At 67.5% G+C, this 22,936-nt stretch carries 20 protein-coding genes and 1 tRNA gene; 9 read left to right on the top strand and 12 right to left on the bottom strand.

What is annotated here, in order from left to right:
* Positions 1–18: 18 nt before the first annotated feature.
* A complete protein-coding gene (locus ABFX54_RS27080; RefSeq protein WP_346109233.1) occupies positions 19–444 on the bottom strand; it encodes a hypothetical protein in 426 nt (141 codons plus the stop codon).
* Positions 445–936: 492 nt separating this feature from the next.
* Here ABFX54_RS27080 and ABFX54_RS27075 point away from each other — a divergent pair, with 492 nt between their 5' ends.
* Entirely contained in the window at positions 937–1,119 is a 183-nt protein-coding gene (locus tag ABFX54_RS27075; RefSeq protein WP_346109232.1) for a hypothetical protein, read from the top strand.
* Positions 1,120–1,183: 64 nt separating this feature from the next.
* Here the strand turns inward: ABFX54_RS27075 and ABFX54_RS27070 are convergent, their stop codons facing one another.
* The 11 genes from ABFX54_RS27070 to dnaA form a co-directional block, all read right to left on the bottom strand.
* On the bottom strand, positions 1,184–1,939 hold the full coding sequence (locus ABFX54_RS27070) for an SCO6745 family protein (protein WP_346109230.1): 756 nt from the start codon (positions 1,937–1,939) through the stop codon (positions 1,184–1,186).
* Between the two features lie 284 nt (positions 1,940–2,223).
* Positions 2,224–2,436: a hypothetical protein gene (locus tag ABFX54_RS27065; protein ID WP_346109229.1), complete on the bottom strand. Its 213-nt coding sequence runs from the start codon at positions 2,434–2,436 to the stop codon at positions 2,224–2,226.
* Between the two features lie 366 nt (positions 2,437–2,802).
* Positions 2,803–2,879, bottom strand: a tRNA-Ile gene (locus ABFX54_RS27060).
* A gap of 128 nt (positions 2,880–3,007) precedes the next feature.
* Entirely contained in the window at positions 3,008–3,715 is a 708-nt protein-coding gene (locus ABFX54_RS27055; protein WP_346109227.1) for a DUF3566 domain-containing protein, read from the bottom strand.
* Positions 3,716–3,718: 3 nt separating this feature from the next.
* A complete protein-coding gene (gene gyrA, locus ABFX54_RS27050; RefSeq protein WP_346109225.1) occupies positions 3,719–6,217 on the bottom strand; it encodes a DNA gyrase subunit A in 2,499 nt (832 codons plus the stop codon).
* A gap of 21 nt (positions 6,218–6,238) precedes the next feature.
* A complete protein-coding gene (gene gyrB, locus ABFX54_RS27045) occupies positions 6,239–8,182 on the bottom strand; it encodes a DNA topoisomerase (ATP-hydrolyzing) subunit B (protein WP_346109223.1) in 1,944 nt (647 codons plus the stop codon).
* 305 nt (positions 8,183–8,487) lie between these two features.
* Positions 8,488–9,117, bottom strand: coding sequence for a DciA family protein (locus ABFX54_RS27040; RefSeq protein WP_346109221.1), 630 nt, complete (start codon positions 9,115–9,117; stop codon positions 8,488–8,490).
* Positions 9,107–10,351, bottom strand: coding sequence for a DNA replication/repair protein RecF (recF, locus tag ABFX54_RS27035; protein ID WP_346109219.1), 1,245 nt, complete (start codon positions 10,349–10,351; stop codon positions 9,107–9,109). Before recF ends, ABFX54_RS27040 begins: the two co-directional genes overlap by 11 nt.
* Before the next feature lie 137 nt (positions 10,352–10,488).
* Complete coding sequence (gnd, locus tag ABFX54_RS27030) at positions 10,489–11,433, bottom strand: phosphogluconate dehydrogenase (NAD(+)-dependent, decarboxylating) (protein ID WP_346109217.1); 945 nt, start codon at positions 11,431–11,433, stop codon at positions 10,489–10,491.
* Positions 11,434–11,482: 49 nt separating this feature from the next.
* A complete protein-coding gene (gene dnaN, locus ABFX54_RS27025) occupies positions 11,483–12,622 on the bottom strand; it encodes a DNA polymerase III subunit beta (protein WP_346109302.1) in 1,140 nt (379 codons plus the stop codon).
* Positions 12,623–13,163: 541 nt separating this feature from the next.
* On the bottom strand, positions 13,164–14,744 hold the full coding sequence (gene dnaA / locus ABFX54_RS27020; protein WP_346109215.1) for a chromosomal replication initiator protein DnaA: 1,581 nt from the start codon (positions 14,742–14,744) through the stop codon (positions 13,164–13,166).
* 446 nt (positions 14,745–15,190) lie between these two features.
* Here dnaA and rpmH point away from each other — a divergent pair, with 446 nt between their 5' ends.
* The 8 genes from rpmH to ABFX54_RS26980 all read left to right on the top strand — a co-directional run bounded on the left by rpmH (position 15,191) and on the right by ABFX54_RS26980 (position 21,752).
* Positions 15,191–15,328, top strand: coding sequence for a 50S ribosomal protein L34 (gene rpmH / locus ABFX54_RS27015; RefSeq protein WP_043614899.1), 138 nt, complete (start codon positions 15,191–15,193; stop codon positions 15,326–15,328).
* A gap of 59 nt (positions 15,329–15,387) precedes the next feature.
* Positions 15,388–15,750 (top strand): ribonuclease P protein component, encoded by a 363-nt coding sequence (rnpA, locus tag ABFX54_RS27010; RefSeq protein ID WP_346109213.1) that lies wholly within the window; start codon positions 15,388–15,390, stop codon positions 15,748–15,750.
* Complete coding sequence (yidD, locus tag ABFX54_RS27005) at positions 15,747–16,028, top strand: membrane protein insertion efficiency factor YidD (RefSeq protein ID WP_346109211.1); 282 nt, start codon at positions 15,747–15,749, stop codon at positions 16,026–16,028. The genes rnpA and yidD overlap by 4 nt, the downstream gene beginning before the upstream one ends.
* A 4-nt stretch (positions 16,029–16,032) precedes the next feature.
* Positions 16,033–16,983: a membrane protein insertase YidC gene (yidC, locus tag ABFX54_RS27000; protein ID WP_346109209.1), complete on the top strand. Its 951-nt coding sequence runs from the start codon at positions 16,033–16,035 to the stop codon at positions 16,981–16,983.
* A gap of 20 nt (positions 16,984–17,003) precedes the next feature.
* Positions 17,004–17,492: a Jag family protein gene (locus tag ABFX54_RS26995; RefSeq protein ID WP_346109300.1), complete on the top strand. Its 489-nt coding sequence runs from the start codon at positions 17,004–17,006 to the stop codon at positions 17,490–17,492.
* Positions 17,493–17,892: 400 nt separating this feature from the next.
* Positions 17,893–18,597, top strand: a complete 705-nt coding sequence (gene rsmG / locus ABFX54_RS26990) for a 16S rRNA (guanine(527)-N(7))-methyltransferase RsmG (protein ID WP_346109207.1) — start codon at positions 17,893–17,895, stop codon at positions 18,595–18,597.
* A 137-nt stretch (positions 18,598–18,734) separates the two neighbouring features.
* On the top strand, positions 18,735–19,670 hold the full coding sequence (locus ABFX54_RS26985; protein ID WP_346109299.1) for a ParA family protein: 936 nt from the start codon (positions 18,735–18,737) through the stop codon (positions 19,668–19,670).
* 1,107 nt (positions 19,671–20,777) lie between these two features.
* Positions 20,778–21,752 (top strand): ParB/RepB/Spo0J family partition protein, encoded by a 975-nt coding sequence (locus ABFX54_RS26980; RefSeq protein WP_346109206.1) that lies wholly within the window; start codon positions 20,778–20,780, stop codon positions 21,750–21,752.
* The last annotated feature ends 1,184 nt before the right edge of the window (positions 21,753–22,936 follow it).

Below are 22,936 nucleotides of genomic sequence, written 5' to 3'. Positions count from 1 at the left end.
CCTGAGCAACAGCCGAGATCACTGATTCTGGGAGACCCAGACCTCTATCACCCGCGCGACAACCTCCCGAACGGACAACCGTGTCGTATCCACCTGAATATCACCCACCGTGAACTCGCCCTGCCGCTCGTGCAACATACGAAACTCCGCAGCTGTCAGATGCGCAGCCCGAGTCCCCGCCCGCCGCTCCGCCTCACCGACCTCCACCACGAGCTCCAGAATCAGCACCCCAGGCAGGAGCTCCCGATACAGCTCAGCGGTCGCGTCCGTCAGCACATCCGCGATCACCACGTCGATGCCGTCTCTCAGGAAGTTCCCGGCCACCGCACACCCGTTACGCACCCCCAGCCGCCGCTGCCGCAGCCCTTCGGCGCCTTCCCACGGCGCGGCATGCCCACTGACGACCAGATGGCGAACATCGTCAACGTCGATGAAGGCGGCCAACGGCCGTTCCCCGGCGACCAGACGCCCCACCGTACTCTTGCCCGCTGCCGGACCCCCCGTCAGAACCAACGCCCGCACGTCCCACCCCATTCGTGATCTCCATGATGATCGAAACCGGCTACCCTGCCGGACGTGCGGCGATTAACGACTTCCCGGGCAGCCCGGCTCACCCTCGCAGCGGCCTCAGCGGCGGCCGTGGCACTCCCGGTGGCGCTAGTGGCGGCACTCCTGGCAGCACGACGCCGCCCCCGGAACACCACCACCCGACCCCACCCCCAACCACCGCCCACCATCCCCATCACTCGCGCCGCTCTTGGCCCCGAGCTCCCAGTCGGACGGCCGGCCCCCGTACCCATCCTCGGCACCCCCACAGCCGCGGACCTCAAGCGCTTCACCCCCGAACCCTCCGTCCTGGACCGCCCACCGGCCGCGCCCCGACCCCCAAGCGAGCCCCTGACGAGGGCGACCCGCCGCCGCCTCACCCGCTGAGCCGTGATCGCGGGCACGCTGCTCCTCCTGGCCTTGTGCACCCAGGTCCTCGAGAACACGGTCTACGACAAAGGCCCGTCGACGGAGTACGTGAACGAGGTCGTCATCTCGGTCCCGGACGGCTCGCCGCCACCCGGGGCAGGCCACCGCTACGAGGAGTGGATCTTCCTCGACGTCGACCCCTGAGCCCTACCGCGGACGACGCAGCGTCAACGACTGGAACCAGTTGCACGCCAGCGTTGATGATCTTTCACGCCTGTTCCTGCTGTCTACGCTGGTAGGCGTCATGAACCTGGCCGAGAAGCCGCACGAAGTGGACTCGCTCCGCCGGCGTCAGGGCGGCATACGGCGCGGCGGCAAGTTCATCTGTTCGCTGGTCTGCTCCGGCGAGGGCTATGCGGTCGGTCGTCGACATTGACGGCCATGGTCCGCTCCATCCACTCGCCCTCGCTTTGTCGACGCCCGGTCCGGCGAGGATGGCTCCGAGCGGGGTGAGGCCATGCTCATGGATGGCGATCAGATGTGAGGCCCCCCGATGTTCGCGCAACCGCAGCAATGCGAGGCCGACCCGGGATGCCGGGTCCTCATCGGCCACCGTAAGCGATCGCCACGCAGCGAAGAGCGGGCGGTCGGTTGGTTCGGCTGCCTCCACCACGTGTTCGGCCAGGTCGGCTAACTGATCAAGCTCGGGCAGGTCTCCGTATGTGGTCCGTGCCCAGTGCGTGCACTCCTCCACGTCTGCCTCAACAATGCTGCTGAGCGGAATGACGGCCCGTGCGGTGTCCCACGCGTTACGGACCAGTTCGGGCGCGAAGAAACCGCAAGCTGCGGTCACCACCTCGGCGTCCACATTGCCGAGCACTCCTGCGCGTGCACCGAAGTAGAACGGCCAGCGCGAAAGCCCCAGGCCTTCCCCACGGGCCCTGAAGCGGTCAGTCTTACCGAATGCGGCACCGGCCGTGATCACGATCCGCTTCGTGTGCTGCACCACATCCCCGGGTGTCACCTTGCGCTCCCTTCGCTAGAACCGACTCGGTGATTGTGGCGGATCAGGGGTGGACGGGTCGATGTCCGGGAGACCCCCCTGCCGATACTTGCTGATCAAATCCGTGACCCGCGGGGAGCAGGCCGAGGGTTGGTGGCCATGGGCCAAACTCCCCTGCTCCCGCAAGACGGTTCATTGGCAAGACCGCTGACGAGGCGCGGGCGAAGATTGACAACATGAAGTCCAAGTCACGCCAGGGCGGTCCTGAATGGCATGCTCATCGGAGATCACGCCATCGGGACGATTCACGTCGTGCGGAGGGCTCGCGGCGCGGTGAGGCTCTCGGGCTCTGCTTGATGGATGTGGACTTCGCCGAGGGGCACGTGCACATCCGCCGGCAGCTCGTCCGGGTGGGCAGGGGACTGCACCATGGGCCGGTGAAGACGGACGCGGGCAAGCGATCGCTTCTCCTGCTCGACATCGCCCGGGAAGCCCTGGAGATCCAGCGTCGCGGGCAAGAGATCATGCGAGAGCAGACGGGGGACGGCTGGACGGACACAGGTCTGGTCTTCACCACGAGATCAGGGCTTCCGATCGAACCTCGCGCGCTCGAATCGTCAAGGCGGCGAAACTCCGCACCACTCGCGTGCACGACTTGAGGCATACCGCTGCCTCGTTACTCAAGAAGCTCGGAGTCTCACCACGTGTGCGATGGAGATCCTCGGGCACAGCCGGATCTCGGTCACGATGGGGATCTACACCCACGGCGACGGAGACAGCCGGGAAGATGCGATCAAGATGGACACGGGCTGTTCGAGTGAGCCCGTTGCAGTACCAGTTGCAGTAAAAAGGCCCCGGAGCTTGATCGCTTCGGGGCTTTCCTCTGGTGGGGCTACCAGGACTTGAACCTGGGACCTCTTCCTTATCAGGGAAGCGCTCTAACCGTCTGAGCTATAGCCCCGCTCGCACACCGAACGTTATCGCATTCGCCCCAGTGAGGCGAACCGGTTGTTCGGACGAGAAGAGCTTACCGCGTCCGGCAGGCTGCTCGCGCCGCGCGATCCGTGCGCGCGGCGCGAGCCTTCATGCCTATTCGGCCTCGCTGAACGTCACTTCAACGCCGCCCACCAGGTCGGAGGCGATGTTGTAGATGACCGCGCCCAAGGTGGCCAGGGCCGTGATCAGGACGACGTTCACAGCCCCGATCAGGGCCGTGTAGCCGAGGATGCGCACCGGCTCGAACCACGTGGCGATGTCGATCGGGATCGAGCTCTGGCCCTGCTCGCCCTTTCCGAGCTGGTTGACCAGGTCGACGATGGAGTCGAAGACGCCCAGTGCCGACAGCACGCCGTACAGGACGGCCACGGCCACGAACAGCACCACGAAGCAGACGAGGGAGACCACGAAGCTGAACTTCATGGCCGACCACGGCTCGACGCGGCGCAGGACCAGATGGGCCTTGCGGGGGAGCCGGCCCCCCGCGGAGTTGGACGACTTCTTCTTGGGCAGTTCGATGGCCGGCGGGGCCTCGGTGGCCAATGACGGACGCAACCGGACGGTGTCGTTGCCCTCCGGCGGGCCACCAGGCCCGCCGGAGCCACCTGGCGGTGGGCCGGGCTGAGGAGGAGGCGCGGGCTTGCCGGCCTCCTGCGGGCCGGGCAGGGGCCGGCCCTGCGCGGGCGAGGTGTCCTTGCCTTCCTCGACCGGCGTGAATATTTCGGTCTCTGCGGGTTTCTTCGGTTGCTGACCGTTACCCGCAGCCGCCTTTGTCCTGGCGGTGCCACCCTGGGCGCTCATGATTTACTCTCCTCCCCCGTCTTCCTCACTCTCCATCGGAGTCTCCATGGACTCCGCGTTCCGGGCGAGGGCTACCACGCTGTCGCCTTCGGCGAGATTCATCAATCGCACTCCCATGGTCTGGCGGCCGGACTGCTTGATCTCGCCGGCACTCGTCCGGATCACCCCGCCGGCGGACGTGATCGCGAAGACCTCGTCCTCTGGGTTGACCATGACGGCTCCGACCAGCTTGCCACGGGAAGATACGATTTTCGCAGTCAGCACACCTCTACCGCCACGTCCTTGAACCGGATACTGATCCACTGGCGTCCGTTTTGCGTACCCAGCCTTCGTGGCGATAAGCACATCTTGACCGTCGGCGATGCGATTCATGGCCAGAAGTTCGTCACCCTCGAGGAACCTCATGCCGATGACACCGCTGGTCGCCCGCCCCATGGGCCGCAGGGCCTCGTCGGAGGCGGTGAACCGGATCGACTGCGCGCCCTTGGAGACGAGCAGCAGATCGTCGGACTCGGAGACCAGGCGGGCTCCGATGACCTCGTCGTCGTCCCGCAGGTTGATCGCGATCAGACCGCCGGACCTGGGGGAGTCGTACTCGGACAGGCGCGTCTTCTTGACCAGCCCGCTGCGGGTGGCGAGGACGAGATAGGGGGCGACGTTGTAGTCGCGTAGGTCGAGAACCTCCATGACTGTTTCGTCGGGCTGCATGGCGAGAAGGTTCGCCAGATGCATGCCCCGCGCGTCGCGGCCGGCGTCGGGCAGCTCGTACGCCTTGACGCGGTAGACCCGGCCCTTGTTCGTGAAGAACAGCAGCCAGTGGTGCGTCGTGGTGACGAAGAAGTGGTCGACGATGTCGTCCTGGCGCAGTTGCGCGCCGCGCACGCCCTTGCCGCCGCGCTTCTGCGCCCGGTAGAGGTCGGTCCGGGTGCGCTTGGCGTAGCCGCCCCTGGTGATCGTGACGACGATCTCGTCCTCGGCGATGAGGTCCTCGATCGACATGTCGCCGTCGTACGCGATGATCTCGGTCTTGCGCTCGTCGCCGTAGCGGCCGACGATCTCGGCGAGCTCGTCGTTGACGATCTCCCGCTGGCGGCTCTCGCTGGCCAGGATCGCGTTGTACTCGGCGATCTGGTTCATCAGCGAGTCGAACTCGTCCTGGATGGCCTGCCGCTCCAGGGCGGCCAGCTTGCGCAGCTGCATGTCGAGGATGGCCTGCGCCTGGATCTCGTCGATCTCCAGCAGCGCCATCAGGCCCTGCTGGGCGTGCGAGGCGGACTCGGAGGCCCGGATCAGGGCAATGACCTCGTCGAGCCGCTCCAGGGCCTTCAGCAGGCCGCTCAGGACGTGGGCCCGCTCCTCGGCCTTGCGCAGCAGGTAGCGGGTCCTGCGGACGATGACCTCGATCTGGTGCGCCACGTAGTGGCGGATGAACTGGTCGAGCCGCAGGGTCCGCGGCACGCCGTCCACCAGCGCCAGCATGTTGGCGCCGAAGGTGTCCTGGAGCTGGGTGTGCTTGTAGAGGTTGTTGAGCACGACCTTGGCGACCGCGTCGCGCTTGAGCACGATGACCAGGCGCTGCCCGACCCGCGACGAGCTCTCGTCGCGGACGTCGGCGATGCCGGTCAGCTTGCCCTCACGCACCAGCTCGGCGATCTTCAGCGCCAGGTTGTCGGGATTGACCTGGTACGGGAGCTCGGTGACGACCAGAGCCTGCCGCCCCTTGTCCTCCTCGACCTCGACCACGGCCCGCATGGTGATCGAGCCGCGCCCGGTGCGGTAGGCGTCCTCGATCCCGCGCCGGCCCACGATCAGCGCCTTGGTCGGGAAGTCGGGCCCCTTGACCAGCTTGATGGCCGCTTCGAGCAGCTCTTCCTCGCTGGCCTCGGGGTTTTCCAGGGCCCACTTGACCGCGCTGGCGACCTCGCGCAGGTTGTGCGGCGGGATGTTGGTGGCCATGCCGACGGCGATGCCGCCCGAGCCGTTGACCAGCAGCTGCGGGATGCGCGCCGGCAGGACGTCGGGCTCCTGCGACTTGCCGTCGTAGTTGGGGCGGAAGTCGACGGTCTCCTTGTCGATGTCCCGCAGCATCTCCATGGCGATGGGCGCGAGCTTGCACTCGGTGTAGCGCATCGCCGCCGCCGGGTCGTTGCCGGGCGAGCCGAAGTTGCCCTGCCCGTCGACCAGCGGATATCGCAGCGACCACGACTGCGCCAGGCGGACCAGCGCGTCGTAGATCGAGGTGTCGCCGTGTGGGTGGTAGGTGCCCATCACGTCGCCGACGACGCGGGCGCACTTGAAGTAGCCGCGGTCGGGACGGTAGCCACCGTCGTACATCGCGTAGAGCACCCGCCGGTGCACCGGTTTGAGCCCGTCGCGCACGTCAGGCAGCGCCCTGGACACGATGACGGACATCGCGTAGTCCATGTAACTGCGCTGCATCTCGGACTGGATGTCCACAGGCTCGATGCGGTCAGCCGGGGGAGTGGTGTTCACGTCCGTCACAGGTAAAGGTCCTTCTTGTGGCTAAACGTCGAGGAAGCGCACGTCGCGCGCGTTGCGGATGATGAAGTCGCGCCGCGCCTCCACGTCTTCCCCCATCAGCACGCTGAACAGGTCGTCGGCCTGGGCCGCGTCGTCGAGCGTGACCAGGCGCAGCAGCCGGGTCTCCGGGTTCATCGTGGTCTCCCAGAGCTGGCCGGCGTTCATCTCGCCCAGTCCCTTGAAGCGCTGTACGTTGTCGCGGGGCCGCGGGTCGGGCTTACCGTTGGCGATGCCTTCGGCGATGACCGCGTCGCGTTCGCTGTCGGAGTAGGCGTAGGAGGCGTCCTCGCCCTTCCGGTCCCACTTGATCTTGTACAGCGGCGGGCACGACAGGTAGACGTGACCTGCCTCGATCAGTGGTCTCATGAACCTGAACAGCAGCGTCAGCAGCAGCGTGTTGATGTGCTGCCCGTCGACGTCGGCGTCGGCCATGAGGATGACCTTGTGATAGCGCAGCTTGGTGATGTCGAACTCGTCGTGCACACCGGTGCCCAGGGCGGTGATCAGCGCCTGGACCTCGTTGTTCTTCAGGACCTTGTCGATCCGCGCCTTCTCGACGTTGAGGATCTTGCCGCGGATGGGCAGGATCGCCTGGAAGCGCGAGTCGCGGCCGCCCTTGGCCGAGCCGCCGGCCGAGTCGCCCTCGACGATGAACAGCTCGCACTTCTCCGGGTCGTTCCACTGGCAGTCGGCCAGCTTGCCCGGCAGCCCACTGCCCGCTTCGAGCAGCGACTTGCGCCTGGTCAGGTCGCGCGCCTGGCGGGCCGCGATGCGGGCGCGTGAGGCCTGCAAGGACTTGTTGATGATGTCCTTGGCCTCGCCGGGGTTGCGCTCGAACCAGTCGCGCAGGTGGTCGTTGCAGGCCTTCTGGACGAACGACTTCGCCTCGGTGTTGCCGAGCTTGGTCTTGGTCTGACCCTCGAACTGCGGGTCGGACAGCTTGACCGAGATGATCGCGGTCAGCCCCTCGCGGACGTCCTCGCCGGAGAGGTTGTCGTCCTTGCCCTCCTTGAGGAACTTCTGCTCGCGCGCGTAGCGGTTGACGATGGACGTCAGCGCCGCGCGGAAGCCCTCCTCGTGGGTGCCGCCCTCGGCGGTGTTGATGACGTTGGCGAAGCTGTAGACCGACTCCGAGTAGGAGTTGTTCCACTGCATGGCGATCTCGACCGCGAGGCCGTCGCTCTCCTCCTCGAAGGAGATGATCGACGCGTGCGCCGGCTCCTTCTTGGCGTTGAGGTGTTGCACGAAGTCGGCCAGGCCGCCCTCGTAGTGGTAGGAGACGGAGTGGGGCTCGCCGTTGATGTGGTCGGGGCGCTCGTCGATCAGCGAGATCGTCAGGCCCTTGTTGAGGAAGGCCATCTCCTGGAAGCGCCGCGAGAGCGTCTCGTAGTTCCAGGTGGTGGTCTCGAAGACGTCGGGGTCGGGCCAGAACGTGATCGTGGTGCCGGTCTCGTCGGTCTCCTCGCCCTTGGCCAGGGGGGCCGTGGGCTTGGACATCTCGTAGCGCTGGCGCCAGTAGTGGCCGTTCTGCTTGACCTCCACCTCCATGGCGGTGGACAGCGCGTTGACGACGGCCGAGCCGACGCCGTGCAGGCCGCCGGAGACCGCGTACGACTGGCTGTCGAACTTGCCGCCCGCGTGCAACGTGGTCAGCACCAGTTCGACCGCGGAGATCTTCTCCACCGGGTGGATGCCGGTGGGGATGCCTCGGCCGTCGTCGACCACGCGGACGCCGTTGTCGGCGAGCAGCGTGATGTCGATCTTGGTCGCGTAACCTGCCAGGGCCTCGTCCACCGCGTTGTCCACGATCTCCTGGACGAGATGGTGAAGACCGCGCTCACCGGTGGAGCCGATATACATACCCGGGCGCTTGCGAACCGCCTCAAGCCCCTCGAGTACGGTGATTGAGCTAGCGTCGTAGGACAACTGCGAAATCCTCCTGCCGCGGACACGCGGCTGGGTAGGCGTTCAACGTTCGAAAGCTGCCCCTGCCGTGCCCGTCACCGTCGTGAGTGCCCCGATGCGCGGTCACCCGGGAGAGTCGGCTTGCTGCCGGGGTGACACGCAAGCGGACGTGTCCGGAATCCTTTTTCATTCTACCGCTTCCGGAGGGTCAAGGTGGCAATGAACGCGCCTGTGATGCCCTCTAGCTCGTTTTGCCCCCTGCCGAGCATCCCCCCTCCGGAAAGGGGGCTTATCGCGTCTGCGGCGGTCTGATCGCCCTTGGCAGGCTAGCCGTAGGTGTCGCCGGGACCCCGGCTTCCGGTCACCCGCAACCCGCCCGACGGCCGGGGCGCGTTCTGCGGGCCCCTGACCTTGACCTTCGTCACGGTGCCGTCGCCGAGCTCCTCGTTGAGCCTGCGCACGAGGGTGCGCGCGAGCAGCCGCACCTGCGTCGCCCAGGCCGTCGAGTCGGCCGCGATCAGCACCTCTCCGTCGTCGAAGGACTCGGGTCTGGTGTGCATGGCCAGGTCAGGGCCGACGATGGTGGCCCACCGCCCGAACACCGCGCCGACCGCCGCGGAACGCTCCCAGCCGCGGTCGGCCAGCAGGTCGGCGATGGCGCGGCCGAAGAGCTGGGGATCGCCGCTGTCTCTGCGCGGCCCCGCCGCCTTGCGTCTGGGCTCGCGCCGGGGGAGCTGACCGCGTTTGGCGGCGTCGGCCTTGGCCTGGGCCAGCTTCTCCCGCGCCAGCGCCACGCCCCTGGCCACCGTGCCGTTGTCCTCAGCCTGTGGACGACCGGCCCCGGATCCGGCGGCTCCGTTACCGACGTCCCCGGACCCGCTCGTGCCGCCTGGGGCGCCTGCGGCGCCGCCCGCCTGCGGCCCGGCGCCGACGCCGGGCTTGTCGTCATCGGACACGGGTCACGCTCCCTTCCGCGACGTCGTACCTGCCTCCCACCAGCTCCCCCGGCACGTCGTCCGCCACGGCCGCGGTGATCAGCACCTGCTCGGCCGGCGCGACGATCTCGGCCAGCCGGCGCCGCCGCTGGCTGTCGAGCTCGGCGAACACGTCGTCGAGGATCAGCACGGGGTCTCCGCCGTCGGCCCGCAGCAGGTCGTAGGCGGCCAGCCGGAGCGCCAGCGCGAACGACCACGACTCGCCGTGGCTCGCGTAGCCCCTGGCGGGCAGGTCGCCGAGACCGAGGATCAGGTCGTCGCGGTGCGGCCCGACGAGGGTGACGCCTCGGTCGAGCTCCGACTGGCGGACCTCCAATAGCCGCTCCCGCAGACGTTCTTCAAGGGTTTTCCCCAAGTCTGTGGATAACGTCTGTGTATCGAAAGATCCCCGCTCACCGGGGACTTCGCCCTCCTGATCACCCTCACCCTGGTCCCCGCCTGTGGACAACGTGCTGCGGTAGGCGAGGGTCGCCGGAGCGCTCGACGGGGCCAGCGCGGCATAGGCCCCGGCCACCAGCGGACGCAGCGCCTCGATGAGCTCGAGCCGGGCCCGCAGCAACTCCGCGCCGTGCCGGGCGAGGTGGGCGTCCCAGACCTCCAGAGTGCTCAGCACGTCGCCCGCGCCGCCCGCCGCGAACCCGCTGTCGCCCTCCTGCCGCCGGGCGCTCCTGCTGCCCCTGCGGGCCTGCGCGGCCGTGCGCAGCAGGGCGCCGCGCTGCTTCAGCACGCGGTCGTAGTCGGCGCGGACCCCGGCGAACCTGGGGGCCCTGGCCACCAGCAGGTCGTCGAGGAAGCGGCGGCGCTCGGACGGGTCGCCCTTGGACAACGACAGGTCCTCGGGGGCGAACAGGACGGTGCGCAGCAGGCCGACGGCGTCGCGGGCCCTGGACACGGGGGAGCGGTTGAGCCGGGCGCGGTTGGCCCGGCCCGGGTTGATCTCCAGCTCGATGAGCGCCCGCCGGTCGTCCCGCTGGACGGCGCAGCGCACGATCGCCCTGGTGGCGCCCTGCCGTACGAGCGGCGCGTCGCCCGCCACCCGGTGACTGGAGTGCGTCGCGACGTAGCCGAGGGCCTCGACCAGGTTGGTCTTGCCCTGGCCGTTGGGCCCCACGAAGGCCGTGACGCCCGGCTCCAGGCCGAGCTCCACGGACGCGTAGGACCGGAAGTCGGTCAGCGAGAGGTGGGCGACATGCACCCCACGAAGGTTAGTGGGCCTCGCGGGTCACCGGGGTCACCGGCATGCGTTCTTGTGGAAAACCCTGGCCGTTGTGGAAAACCTCGCTGCCGGACGCCAGCGGCGCGGGATTCCGGAGCAGGGAGCGGCCCTGACGGTCAGCGCTCGGCCTCGCGCGGCGGTTTCACGTCGGCGCCGGGGGAGTCGGCGCCCTTCTCGGTGCCGCCCTCGGCCGAGGTGATGGCGTGGCCGCCGAACTGGTTGCGCAGCGCCGCCACGACCTTCATCGCGGGGGAGTCGTCCTGCCGCGAGGCGAACCTGGCGTAGAGCGCGGCGGTGATCACAGGAAGCGGGACCGCGTGGTCGACCGCGGCCTGCACCGTCCACCGGCCCTCGCCGGAGTCTTGGGCGTAGCCGCGCAGCTGTTCGAGGTGCTCGTCGTCGTCGAGCGCCCTGACCATCAGGTCGAGCAGCCAGGAGCGGATCACGGTGCCGGTGCGCCAGCTGCTGAAGGAACCCCTGACGTCCTTCACCACGTCGGAGGCTTCGAGCAGCTCCCAGCCCTCGGCGAAGGCCTGCATCATGCCGTATTCGATGCCGTTGTGGACCATCTTCGCGAAGTGGCCCGCGCCGACGTCGCCGGCGTGGACGAAGCCGTCCTCGCCCTCAGGCTTGAGCGTGTCGAAGATCGGCATGAGGCGGTCGACGTCGGGCTTGTCACCGCCGCACATGAGCGCGTAGCCGTTCTGCAGGCCCCAGACGCCGCCGCTCACGCCGCAGTCGACGAAGCCGATGCCCTTCTTGGACAACTCGGCGGCGTGCTTCTGGTCATCCACATAGTGGGAGTTTCCGCCGTCGACCACGAGGTCGCCCTCGCTGAGGAGCTCGCCGAGATCGTCGATGGTGCTCTGGGTGGCCTTGCCCGCCGGGACCATGACCCAGACCGCACGCGGCGTCTCGAGGCGCTCGGCCAGCTCCTTGAGGCTGCCGACGTCGCTGACCGCCGGGTCGCGATCGTAGCCGATCACCTCGTGACCGCCGCGGCGCAGCCTCTCGGCCATGTTGCCGCCCATCTTGCCCAATCCCACCATGCCGATCTGCATGACTGTCCTCTACCCCCTTGTCAGGCTTCCATCATTCCCGACGACCGGTTCAGCCTGACAGGCGGATGGGCATGATCAGATAACGGTAGTCCGTGGTGGCTTGGTCCTCCACAGGCTTGCCACCGGTGAGGATAGCGGGCTTCGTGGACGTGGTCATCTGCAGCCGCGCGACGTCGGAGTCGATGGCCCCGAGACCTTCCAGCAGGAACTGGTGGTTGAAGGCGATGTTCATCTCATCTCCCTCGTAATCCACCGGAAGCGCCTCGACGGCCTGCGCCTCGTCGCCGCTGCCGGCCTCCAGCACGACCTCGCCGCTCTTGAACGCCAGGCGTACGGGCGTGTTGCGCTCGGCGACCAGGGCCACGCGCTTGACCGCCTCGACGAACGGGCCTGTGGACAGGTCGGCCCGGGCGGAGAACTCGGTCGGCAGCAGCGAGCGGTACTTCGGGAACTCGGGGTCGAGCAGGCGCGTCGTCGTACGGCGTCCGGCACTGGAGAAGCCGATCATGCCCTCGCCGGTGCCTCCGGCGGAGCTCAGCGCGATCTCGACCTCCGCGCCGGTCGCGCCGAGCGCCTTGGCCGTGTCGGCGAGGGTCTTGCCGGGGATCATCGCGATGGCGGAGAAGTCGGGCTGGCCCGGCTGCCACTTGAGCTCGCGCACGGCCAGGCGGTAGCGGTCGGTCGCGGCGAGGGTCACCGTGTCGCCCTCGATCTCCATCCGTACGCCGGTGAGCATCGGCAGCGTGTCGTCGCGGCCCGCGGCGACGGCGACCTGGCCGACGGCGGAGGCGAACACGTCGCTGCCGACGCGGCCGGCGGCCGGGGGCATGGCCGGCAGGGACGGGTAGTCCTCCACAGGCATGGTCAGCAGGGTGAAGCGGGCGCTGCCGCACGTGACGACGGCCTTGGCTCCGTCCACCACGAAGTCCACAGGCTGTGCGGGAAGGGCGCGCGTGATCTCGGCGAGCAGCTTGCCCGAGACCAGCACGACGCCCGGCTCGCCCGTGTGGACCTCCAGCGTCACCTCGGCGGAGACCTCGTAGTCGAATCCGGAGAGCTTGAGCTGCGTCCCCTCCGTGACCTCAAGGCGCATGCCGGCGAGAACGGGCACCGATGGACGCGCCGGGAGGCTGCGTGCCGTCCATGCCACCGCCTCAGCGAGGACGTCTCGCTCGATTCGGAACATCACGGTCATCAGCCTCCTGGGTCGTCGTTGATTCAAGGATCTCAAGGATCCACCCTCCCGGACTCGCGCTCCGGGAGAACCCCTCTATGGGTCTTTGAGTTTCCTAGTTAGAGATATAGAGGTCATCACACTAGGGGCTGTGGGAACTGTGGACAACCGGCGTCTTGGCTGGTCAGCGGCCATATTTTCATCCACTGGGGATGTGGGTGACGCCTGGGGAGAACTTCCGCGCCTGGGGATGACGATTCTTCGCCCACAGGCCGTCCCCAGATCATGGTGCCTTCATCCACCGTAAGACCGGGGTTATCCACGAGGTTTCCACAGGTTGTCCACGGGGTAAAACGGGCCCTTCTGGAGCCCCAGATCCGTTGTTCACAGTCTGTCCACACGCTGTCCACTGGTAGTCCCCAGGTTCTCCCCAGGATGTCCCCACCCTTGTCCCCAGCCATTGTGGACGGATTTTTCCCACCATTGCCGGGCGAACGGCGAGTGAATTTTTGCGTTTGCGCTGGTCCACAGCGTTTTCCACAGGCTGTGTATGAACTCAAGATCCACGCTGTGTCTGCTTGATCCGCATTGTCAGCTCGTTGACCTGGTTGTACATCGACCTGCGCTCCGCGATCAGTGACCGGATCTTGCGCTCGGCGTGCATCACGGTGGTGTGATCGCGGCCGCCGAACTGCTGGCCGATCTTCGGCAGCGACAGCTCGGTCAGCTCGCGGGCGAGGTACATCGCGATCTGCCTGGCGTTGACGAGCGCCCGGCTGCGGGAGGTGCCGCACAGGTCGTCGATGCTGATGCCGAAGTATTGAGCGGTCTGGTTCATGATCGCCGCGATGGTGATCTCGGTGTCGGACTCCGAGGTGATGAGGTCCTTCAGCACGACCTCGGCCAGCTGCAGGTCGACGCCCTGCCGGTTGAGGCTGGCGAACGCGGTGACTCTGATCAGCGCGCCCTCCAGTTCACGGATGTTGGTGGAGATGCGGCTGGCGATGTATTCGAGCACCTCGGGCGGCGCGGCCAGGCCCTCCTGGATGGCCTTCTTGCGCAGGATGGCGATCCGGGTCTCCAGCTCGGGCGGCTGGACGTCGGTGATCAGGCCCCACTCGAACCGGTTGCGCAGCCGGTCCTCCAGCGTGATGAGCTGCTTGGGCGCCCGGTCGCTGGAGATGACGATCTGCTTGTTGGCGTTGTGCAGCGTGTTGAAGGTGTGGAAGAACTCCTCCTGCGTCTGCTCCTTGCCCTCCAGGAACTGGATGTCGTCCACGAGCAGGATGTCGATCGCCCGGTAGCGGCCGCGGAAGCCGTCGGCCTTGTGATCGCGGATGCTGTTGATGAAGTCGTTGGTGAACTCCTCGGAGCTCACGTATCTGACCCGGGCGCCGTCGTACAGGCTCTGGGCGTAATGCCCGATGGCATGCAGCAGGTGCGTCTTGCCCAGCCCGGAGTCCCCATAGATGAACAGCGGGTTGTACGCCTTCGCCGGCGACTCGGCCACCGCCACCGCCGCCGCGTGCGCGAAGCGATTGCTGGCACCGATGACGAATGTCTCAAATGTGTACTTCTGATTGAGCCTGGCCGGTTCGCTGGGCTTGTTGCTCTTCGCCTCCCACCGATTCGGCGCCGGTTCCGGCGTCTTCTCCACAGGCGGTGTGTACGGCTGCGCCTGTTCAAAAGAGAAGCCCTGCTGTGGATATTCGGTGGATATCTGCGGCGGCTCGGGCTGTGGAGAATAGAACTGAGGGGGCTCGGAAGCCGGGTTGTGCTGCGGTTGCGCGGGCTGTGCATAACGCAGCTGACTCTCCACACCCTGGGGATAACTCTGAGTCACAGGCTGTTGATGAGAGTCGACCGTCGGCTGTTCAGGGGCCGTGGTGTCGATCATCACGGCCAGGCGCATGGTCCGGCCGAGCTCCTGCGAGAGCGCGTGCGCGACCAGCGGGCGCAGTTTGCCCTCGATGAGGTCCTTGAGGAAGTCGTTGGGGACGCCGAGCACGATCGTGTCGTTGGCCAGGGCGATCGGACGCACCATCGACAGCCAGGTGCGCTGCTGGATGGGCACGTTCTCGTTGAGGAAGTTACTCAGGGCGCTCGCCCATACCGTGCCGAGGTCGACACCGTTCATGGTGCGGTTCCCCTCCTCCATCTCGCGGCCCCCCGCGATCGTTTATCCACATGGCACGACCGCCCGCTGATGATCGACGGCCCTTCGTCCACACGTGTCGGCCGGGCATCCCGCCCACGCTCTCCACAGGAGATCCACAGACTGTCCACAGCGCTTGAGCGGGCCTGGAAGGGCCGACAGTATCCATGTGCACAGCTGTGTTCAAGACGTTGTCCACAGCCTAGTGGTAGCTGGGTACACATACTGTGGACGTGGGGCCGGCGGTGGACAAGTGGCCTGTGGATTAGTGGATAACCGGTCCGGTTTGACCTGGACGGTGCTTGCCCCGTAACGTACGACGGTCGGCTTGTCACGCGACGGCTATTTGCCGTGCCCTCGCTTCCTTGGCAGGCCATCCATGAGTGTTAGGCGCCTTCGTGGCGCACCATCAAGCCTGGAGCCCACCCGTGAGCAAGCGTACTTTCCAGCCGAACAACCGTCGCCGCGCGAAGACCCACGGCTTCCGGCTGCGGATGCGCACCCGGGCCGGTCGCGCCATCCTCGCCGCTCGCCGCCGTAAGGGCCGCGAGAAGCTGTCGGCCTGATCGTCCCTCGCGTTAGCAGCCCGCCGGTGCCTCATACCGGCGGGCGTTAGACGTATACGGTGCTGTCCCGTCAATCCCGCATGCGCCGCGGGGAGGAGTTCGAGGCGGCGGTCAAGCGCGGCAAACGCGCCGGCCGCCCGACCCTCGTGGTGCATTTCACCATTTCCGGGGAAGAGTCACCCCGGGTCGGTTTCGTCGTGAGCAAGGCCGTCGGTGGCGCGGTGACCCGGAACAAGGTCAAGCGGCGGCTTCGACACCTCATGCGGGACCGTCTCGACGCGCTGCCACGAGGTAGCCTGCTTGTGGTACGCGCCAATCCACCGGCCGCGTCCGCGGGATTCGAGCAACTGGCCGCCGAACTCGATCTCGCGCTGGCTCGTTTGCTCAGGCGGCGCGAGTCCTCGACGGCTGGACAGAGATGACGGAGCAACCGCAAGGGGCGGCGCCGGGCCTGGCGGCCCAGGCGCTGATCGTCCCCATCCGGTTCTATCGGGCGTTCATCAGCCCCATGCTCGGTCCACGCTGCCGGTTCTACCCGTCCTGCAGCGCGTACGGACTCGAAGCGATCGCCGTACATGGAGCATTGCGCGGCATTTGGCTGACTGTCCGGCGCATCGGGCGGTGCCACCCATTCCATCCCGGAGGTATTGACCCGGTGCCCCCACGCCCGGTCCGGTCCCACGAAACGCAAGGGAGATAGCTCGGTGGAGCTGTCCTGGCTGAGCTGGCTGTACCAAGCCGTAGCCCAAGTCATCATCTGGATCCATACTGCATACAGCACGGTCCTCAACCCGGACAGCGGGCTGACCTGGGCGTTGACGATCATCACGCTGACCGTGTTCATGCGGATCCTGATCTTCCCGCTCTTCCTGAAGCAGATGCGCTCGTCGCGGAAGATGCAGGAACTCGCCCCCAAGGTTCAGGAGCTGCGCAAGCGGTACAAGAACGACAAGCAGCGGATGAACCAGGAGGTCATGGCGCTCTACCAGGGCGCCGGCGCCAACCCGCTCGGCGGCTGCCTCCCGGTCGTGGCCCAGTTCCCGATCTTCATCTCCATGTTCACCGTGCTGCACAACATGGCCGACGGTCACGCGAAGTACGGGATGACGCAGGAACTGGTCGACAGCGCCCGGGCCGCGCACATCTTCGGCGCCCCGCTGCCCGCCAACTTCTTCATGTCGGAGGCGCAGCTCCAGACGTTCGGGGCCGGCAACATCCAGACCAAGATCGTTCTGGGGATCTTCGTCGCGGTCAGCTCGCTGACCACGTTCCTCACCGTCCGGCAGAGCGTCACCCGCTCCATGGCGCAGATGCCGGACAACCCCATGGCGCAGCAGCAGAAGATCCTCATGTACATCTCGCCGCTGTTCGCCTTCTTCAGCCTGAACTTCCCCCTCGGTCTGATCATGTACTGGGTCACCACCAACCTGTGGACGCTCGGTCAGCAGCACTGGTTCTACAGCCGCCACCCGATGCCGCAGTACGACGCGAAGGGCAACGTGATCCCGGTCGAGCCGAAGGCCGGTCTGATCGCCAAGCTCCGCAAGACCACTCCGGAAGAACAGGCCCCTCCGCCCCCTCCGGAGCCTAAGATCATCAGACAGCAGCCGAGCAGGCAGAGCCGCAGCAAGCGCACCGGCAGCAAGAAGTCGTGAACACGAAGGAGAGGCCGGCCATGACCGAGGCCGAGCAGGAGAAGGCTCCTGATCTCAATGCGCTGGAGCAGGAAGGCGAGATCGCTGCCGACTACGTCGAAGGGCTTCTCGACATCGCCGACATCGACGGCGACATCGACATGGACGTCGAAGGCGATCGTGCCCTGGTCTCCGTCGTCGGACTGAAGGGCACGGAGCTGGTCGGGCCGGCCGGAGAGGTCCTTGAGGCGCTGCAGGAACTGACCCGTCTGGCCGTGCACCGGCAGACGGGGGAGCGCTCGCGGCTGATGCTCGACGTGGCGGGTTACCGTGAGCGCCGCCGGGCCGAGCTCACCAAGCTCGGCACCGAGATCGCCAACCAGGTCAAGGAGCGCGGCGAGCCCAAGTCGCTGCAGCCGATGACCCCGTTCGAGCGCAAGATCGTCCACGACGCGGTGGCCGCCGCCGGGCTCCGCAGCGAGTCCGAGGGCGAGGAGCCGCAGCGGTACGTGGTGGTCCTGCCCGCCTGAGGCGCGTCCCACCATCCGATCCGGCCGTCTGCCCGCCGTCGCGCGTGGTAGACGGCCGTTTCGCGTTCCTGACCCTCTGTTCTGGTACGGAGCCTTTGTCTCGGTACGGAGGTGCGGCCGGCAGCGGGCGCCGCGATCACCCACTCGGGGATCACTCACGCCGGGGTCACCCTCAGCAGGGCCGGTAGCAGCGGGGGACGGCCGCACCCCCAGGGTTGGCTGACGGCGTGCTCACAGGCCACCTTCATCCGGGCCCGATAGTCTTCCCTTGTGATCTCACCCTTAGCCTTGGGTGAAGACCGGACTCTCAGACACCGTCGCCTTACCGTGTTGACCCCGCTTCTTTCGCGTCGGGGGTCACGAGACCGGGCGGCGAACCCGTTCCAGCGAAACACCGAGCATGGGCGACCAGCCCCAGAAAGGCCACCGACCAGTGAGCGATGAGCTTCCGGAGCCTCCGGAGATAGCGCGGGACGTCTTCGTCGGGGAGGCTTGGGATCGCGCACGCGCGTTCGCCGAGCTGCTCGCGGGACCCGGCGTGGTCCGCGGGCTGCTGGGTCCGCGGGAGGTGCCCCGGATCTGGGATCGCCACCTGCTCAACTGCGCCGTCGTGGCCGAGGCCGTACCGGAGGAGGTTCGGCTGGTGGACATCGGCTCCGGCGCCGGGCTGCCCGGGCTGGTGCTGGCGATCGTCCGGCAGGACATCACGGTTACGCTGCTGGAGCCGCTGCTGCGTCGTACCGTGTTTCTTGAGGAATGCGTCGGGGTGCTCAAGCTCGACAACGTCGAGGTGCTGCGCGGCCGGGCGGAGGAGCTGGCCGGCCAGCGCGAGTTCGACGTGGCCAGCGCTCGTGCGGTCGCGCCGCTCGACCGCCTCCTGACGTGGGCGATGCCGCTGCTGCGTGAGGGCGGCGAGCTGATCGCCATGAAGGGGGAGCGGGCCGCCGGTGAACTCGCCGAGGCGCAGTCGCAATTGCAGGCCAGTGGAGCACGAACGGCCGAGCTTGTGACCGTCGGGCACGGTAAGGTCGAGCCGCCTGCAACATTGGTTCGGGTGGTAGCGGGTCGCGCGCCGGAGCGTGCCAGGCGGCGACGAAGGAGGTGACGGTTGTGCCAGTCGCGTCAAGCGGTCTTGGCTGGCCGGACAACCGTCCGTCTGAGAGCCCAACCGGAGTTGGCTGGCCCGAAATGGGCGTGTCGCGACAGCAAATTCCCGGCACCGGCACACCACTGGTTGAAAGGATGGCCAACGTGACCCAGACCCCCCTGAACCCCGGTGATTCGCCGTTGGTACGAGAGGCGCTCAGCTCAGTGGTTTCACGTGAAACATCTGCAACCCAGACGGCCGCCCAGACCGGCGAGACCTCCGGCGATGGCGACGGCACCTGGCCGCGCCCGTCCCAGACCAGAGTGATCGCGGTGGCCAACCAGAAGGGTGGCGTGGGCAAGACGACCACTTCGGTCAACATCGCCGCCGCCCTGTCGATGCACGGCCAGCGCGTCCTCGTGGTGGACCTCGACCCCCAGGGCAACGCTTCCACCGCCCTGGCGACCGAGCATCGTGGCGATGTGCCCGACGTGTACCAGGTGCTCGTGGACGATCTCCCCATGGCGGACATCGTCAAGCAGGTGCCGGAGATGCCGAACCTCTTTTGCGCTCCCGCCACCATTGATCTTGCCGGTGCTGAGATCGAGCTGGTCTCGTTGGTGGCCAGGGAGGCGCGACTGCGGCGGGCGCTGGCGGCGTACGAGGCGATGGAGCTCGACTACATCATCATCGACTGCCCACCGTCCCTCGGCCTGCTGACCGTCAACGCGCTGGTCGCCGCGGACGAGGTGATGATCCCGATCCAGTGCGAGTACTACGCCCTTGAGGGCCTCGGGCAGTTGCTCAGGAACGTGGACCTGATCAAGGCCCACCTCAACCCGACGCTGCGCCTGTCGACGATCGTGCTGACGATGTACGACGGCCGCACCCGGCTCGCCTCGCAGGTGGCCGACGAAGTGCGGGCGCATTTCGGGGACACGGTGCTCAACACGGTGATCCCGCGGAGCGTGCGGTTGTCGGAGGCGCCCAGTTATGGGCAGTCGGTGATGACGTACGATCCGGGATCCAGTGGGGCGATGGCGTACATGGACGCGGCCCGCGAGATAGCCCACCGCGCCACCGTCGCCTGACCTTCACCGCTCGGCTGCGTGAGCGGTTGCGGCTGCTGAGAACGCTTGGGCGTCCGCGCTAGCCTGCCTCACGAGGCCGGTTGATCTGGGCGGGGGACGGGCGGGTCACGGGTGTCGCGACTCGCCGTCCCGACGAAACGATCTCGTCAGCCCCTCGCCCCGGCCATGGGTCATTTAGGTGTCTGCTCCACGGCACCGAGGCCCGGCATCGTCATGGGTGCATAGCGTCGTGGTCGGCATCGTCATGCGCGCTTTGGGGGAGCCATGTGCTGGGTCGTGCGCGGAGCGGTCGTTGTCGTGCGACGCCGTTCTTTTCGTGCCGAGCCGCTCTGACGCTCGGCACCACTCTGACGTCCGGCACCGATCTGGTGTGCTGGCACCGATCTGGTGTGCGGGGCCCTGATCTGATCGCGGTCGTGCTGCCTTGTCACCTACCGTGCCACAGGACTTCGCTCCAGGCGGTCGGGAGCCCTCTGAGCGTTTCGCATGGAATGGAAACGCACCCGGATGGCGCGCGTGAGCACCGCTTGCGAGTACCCCGCGGGGGCCCTGGACGAGGGGTCACCTCACTCCCATGTGGGGCCGGTCATCGTCACCTTCATCACCGACGGCCCGCACTGTGAGTCTTGCGCACACCCGTGCAGGCATCCCGTGTGAGAGCTACCCTGCTGGCGCCCGCGTGCAGGGACCACATGTGAGAGCTGCCCTGCTGGCGCCCGCGTGCAGGGACCCACGTGTGTGAGCACTCTCGCGCGGGCAGACTCGTGCGGGACATCCACGCACGGGCACCCGGGGCCGGCATCTCCGGCGGACACCAACGCGCGGGGACCTGCGTTCGGCACCTCCGTGGGGGTACCGGCGTGCGGGCACCGGCGTGCGGCAACCCTGGGGGCACCTCTCATGCGGGCGGGCACGGACTTACAACGGGGTGCATCCGCTGCATCCCCTGGATCCGCATCTTGGGGCTCGGTCACGAGTTGGGCAGGTTCGTGACCGTGTCGGTGTAAATCCAACGGGGCGGTGTGTGGCGAGGGGGCACTACGTCGGGCCCGCGACGGTAACCTCTCCTGGAGTGACCGGAATCGACCGGCTGGATGAGGAGACGCAGTGAGTCAGCAGCGGCGGGGATTGGGCAAGGGGCTCGGGGCGCTCATCCCGACCGGTCCCATCGTTGACGGCACGGGGACGGCGCCGTCCCCTGCGAACGGTTCAACGGGGGAGACGGGGCCGAAGCCGATCGCCGGGGCGTACTTCAAAGAGGTCGCCTTGTCCGCGATCGTCCCCAATCCACGTCAGCCACGTGACGTCTTCGACTTGGAGCGCTTGGAGGAGTTGGCGGCATCCATCCGCGAAGTCGGTCTGTTGCAGCCGATCGTGGTCCGCTCGGTGGGTGGTGGTCAGTACGAGCTGATCATGGGGGAGCGGCGTTGGCGGGCCTGCCAGCAGGTCGGCTTGGATCCGGTGCCGGCGATCGTGCGCAACACCCAGGACACCGATCTCCTGCGGGACGCGCTGATCGAAAACCTGCAGCGCGAGCAACTGAACGCTTTGGAAGAGGCGGCGGCCTATCAGCAACTGCTCGACGACTTCCAGGCGACCCACGAACAGCTCGCCCAGAAGGTCGGCCGCTCCCGTTCTCACATCACGAACACTCTCCGCCTGCTGGGCCTCCCGCCCGAAGTCCAGCGTACGGTGGCGGCCGGTGTCATCAGCGCCAGCCACGCGCGCGCCCTCCTCGGGCTCAAAAGCCCCGAAGCGCAACTGAAGCTCGCCAAGCGCATCGTCGCCGAGCTCCTCTCGGTACGAGCGGTGGAGGAGATCGTCGCCACGGGCAGCGCCACGGGCAGCCCCGCGGGGGCCGAGAAGGCACCCCGGGAGCGCCAGCCCGCCAAGCCCACCGCCCCCGGCCTCACCCATCTGGCCGACCGCCTCTCGGATCACTTCGAGACCAAGGTGAAGGTGGACCTGGGGCGGCGGAAGGGGCGGATCGTCGTGGAGTTCGCCACGATCGACGACCTTGAGCGGATCATCGGGACGATGGCTCCGGAGGCTGTGCGGGCGATGCGGGATTCTGAGGAGTGAGCATTCAAGGGTAGAACGGGCGTGTGTTTCACGTGAAACACACGCCCTTCGTCTTGTCGGCCACCCTCCGCTTCCCCGACCTCCCGTCGTCGCCACGCCTCTCCCAGACTCACACCCCCCTCCCGCCCCTCGCCGCTCCCTCCTCTTGACCGCACACCCCTTCCGTCGTCGTGACGCCTCTCGCCAGTCCGCCCCTTCCACCGTCGCCACGCACCTCCGGACCCCACGACCCCTCCCGCGGTGCCCGCGTCCGGCGGTGCCCGCGTCCGGCGGTGCCCGCGTCCGGCGCGTCCGCCATCTCCGCCTCCTTCTGGCGTCTCGCTCGTCCGGGTGCTCGGCCGTTCATCGTCTCCCTCATCTACCTCGTCGAAGGCAGCGCCGTCTTCGCCCCGCTTCTGATCGCCGTCCGCCGCCCGTTGTCTCGGCTCCGTGACTTCCCGCCGCTTGCTTCCTCGATCACAGCGCCTTCGCGTGGGCCTGTTGAGTCGACCCGAGGCTGCCCGCGCTGACTGATGAGCGGTGCGATCGGGTGGACATGACACGGCACCCCGCCTTGCATCCTCTCGTCAGCGACGAAGCGGGGGCGTAGGTAGGTGTCGTTCCTATGTGGATGGGAGCGGCTTGCTCGCCGATGTTTCACGTGAAACACATCCGGGGGCAGTCGGCGAGCCGACCGCACGGGCATGTTTCACGTGAAACCAAGGGGCGTGAGGGATGGGGGAGCGGGGCGAACAGAAGGCGCGCGTGAGGATCGGCACCCGTGCGCGCCGCCCTGGTGCGCGGGTCGTCCGACGCGTGTGCCGGCGCTGGCGCCCGTCCGGGCTGTGCGACGACCGGGCCGCCTGCCGTGCGGGGCACCCGGTGCGCACGCTGCCCGGGCACACACCTCCGGTCTGCGGGCCTCCGGGTGTCCGTGTCACCGCCCGTTGTGTGCTGTCCGAAGTGCGTGCCGGTGTTGCCGCCGCCCGGGCTGTGCGGCTTCGGGTCGCCCGGCGTATGCACCCCCGGGCGTCGGGTGCGTGTGCCGCCGTCTGCCGTGTGCCGTCCGGGGCACGTTCCGGTGCTGGCGTCCTCACGTGGCGTGCGACGTGAGGGTTGATGGCGTGCATGCTGCGCCCCATCCGTATCGCCCGCCATTCGCGTCGCCCGCCGTACGCGTCCCCCGCCATTCGCGTCGCCCGCCG

This window comes from Nonomuraea maheshkhaliensis, assembly GCF_039529435.1.
Classification (GTDB): domain Bacteria; phylum Actinomycetota; class Actinomycetes; order Streptosporangiales; family Streptosporangiaceae; genus Nonomuraea; species Nonomuraea maheshkhaliensis.
This window is presented reverse-complemented; position numbering and strand designations above follow the sequence as displayed.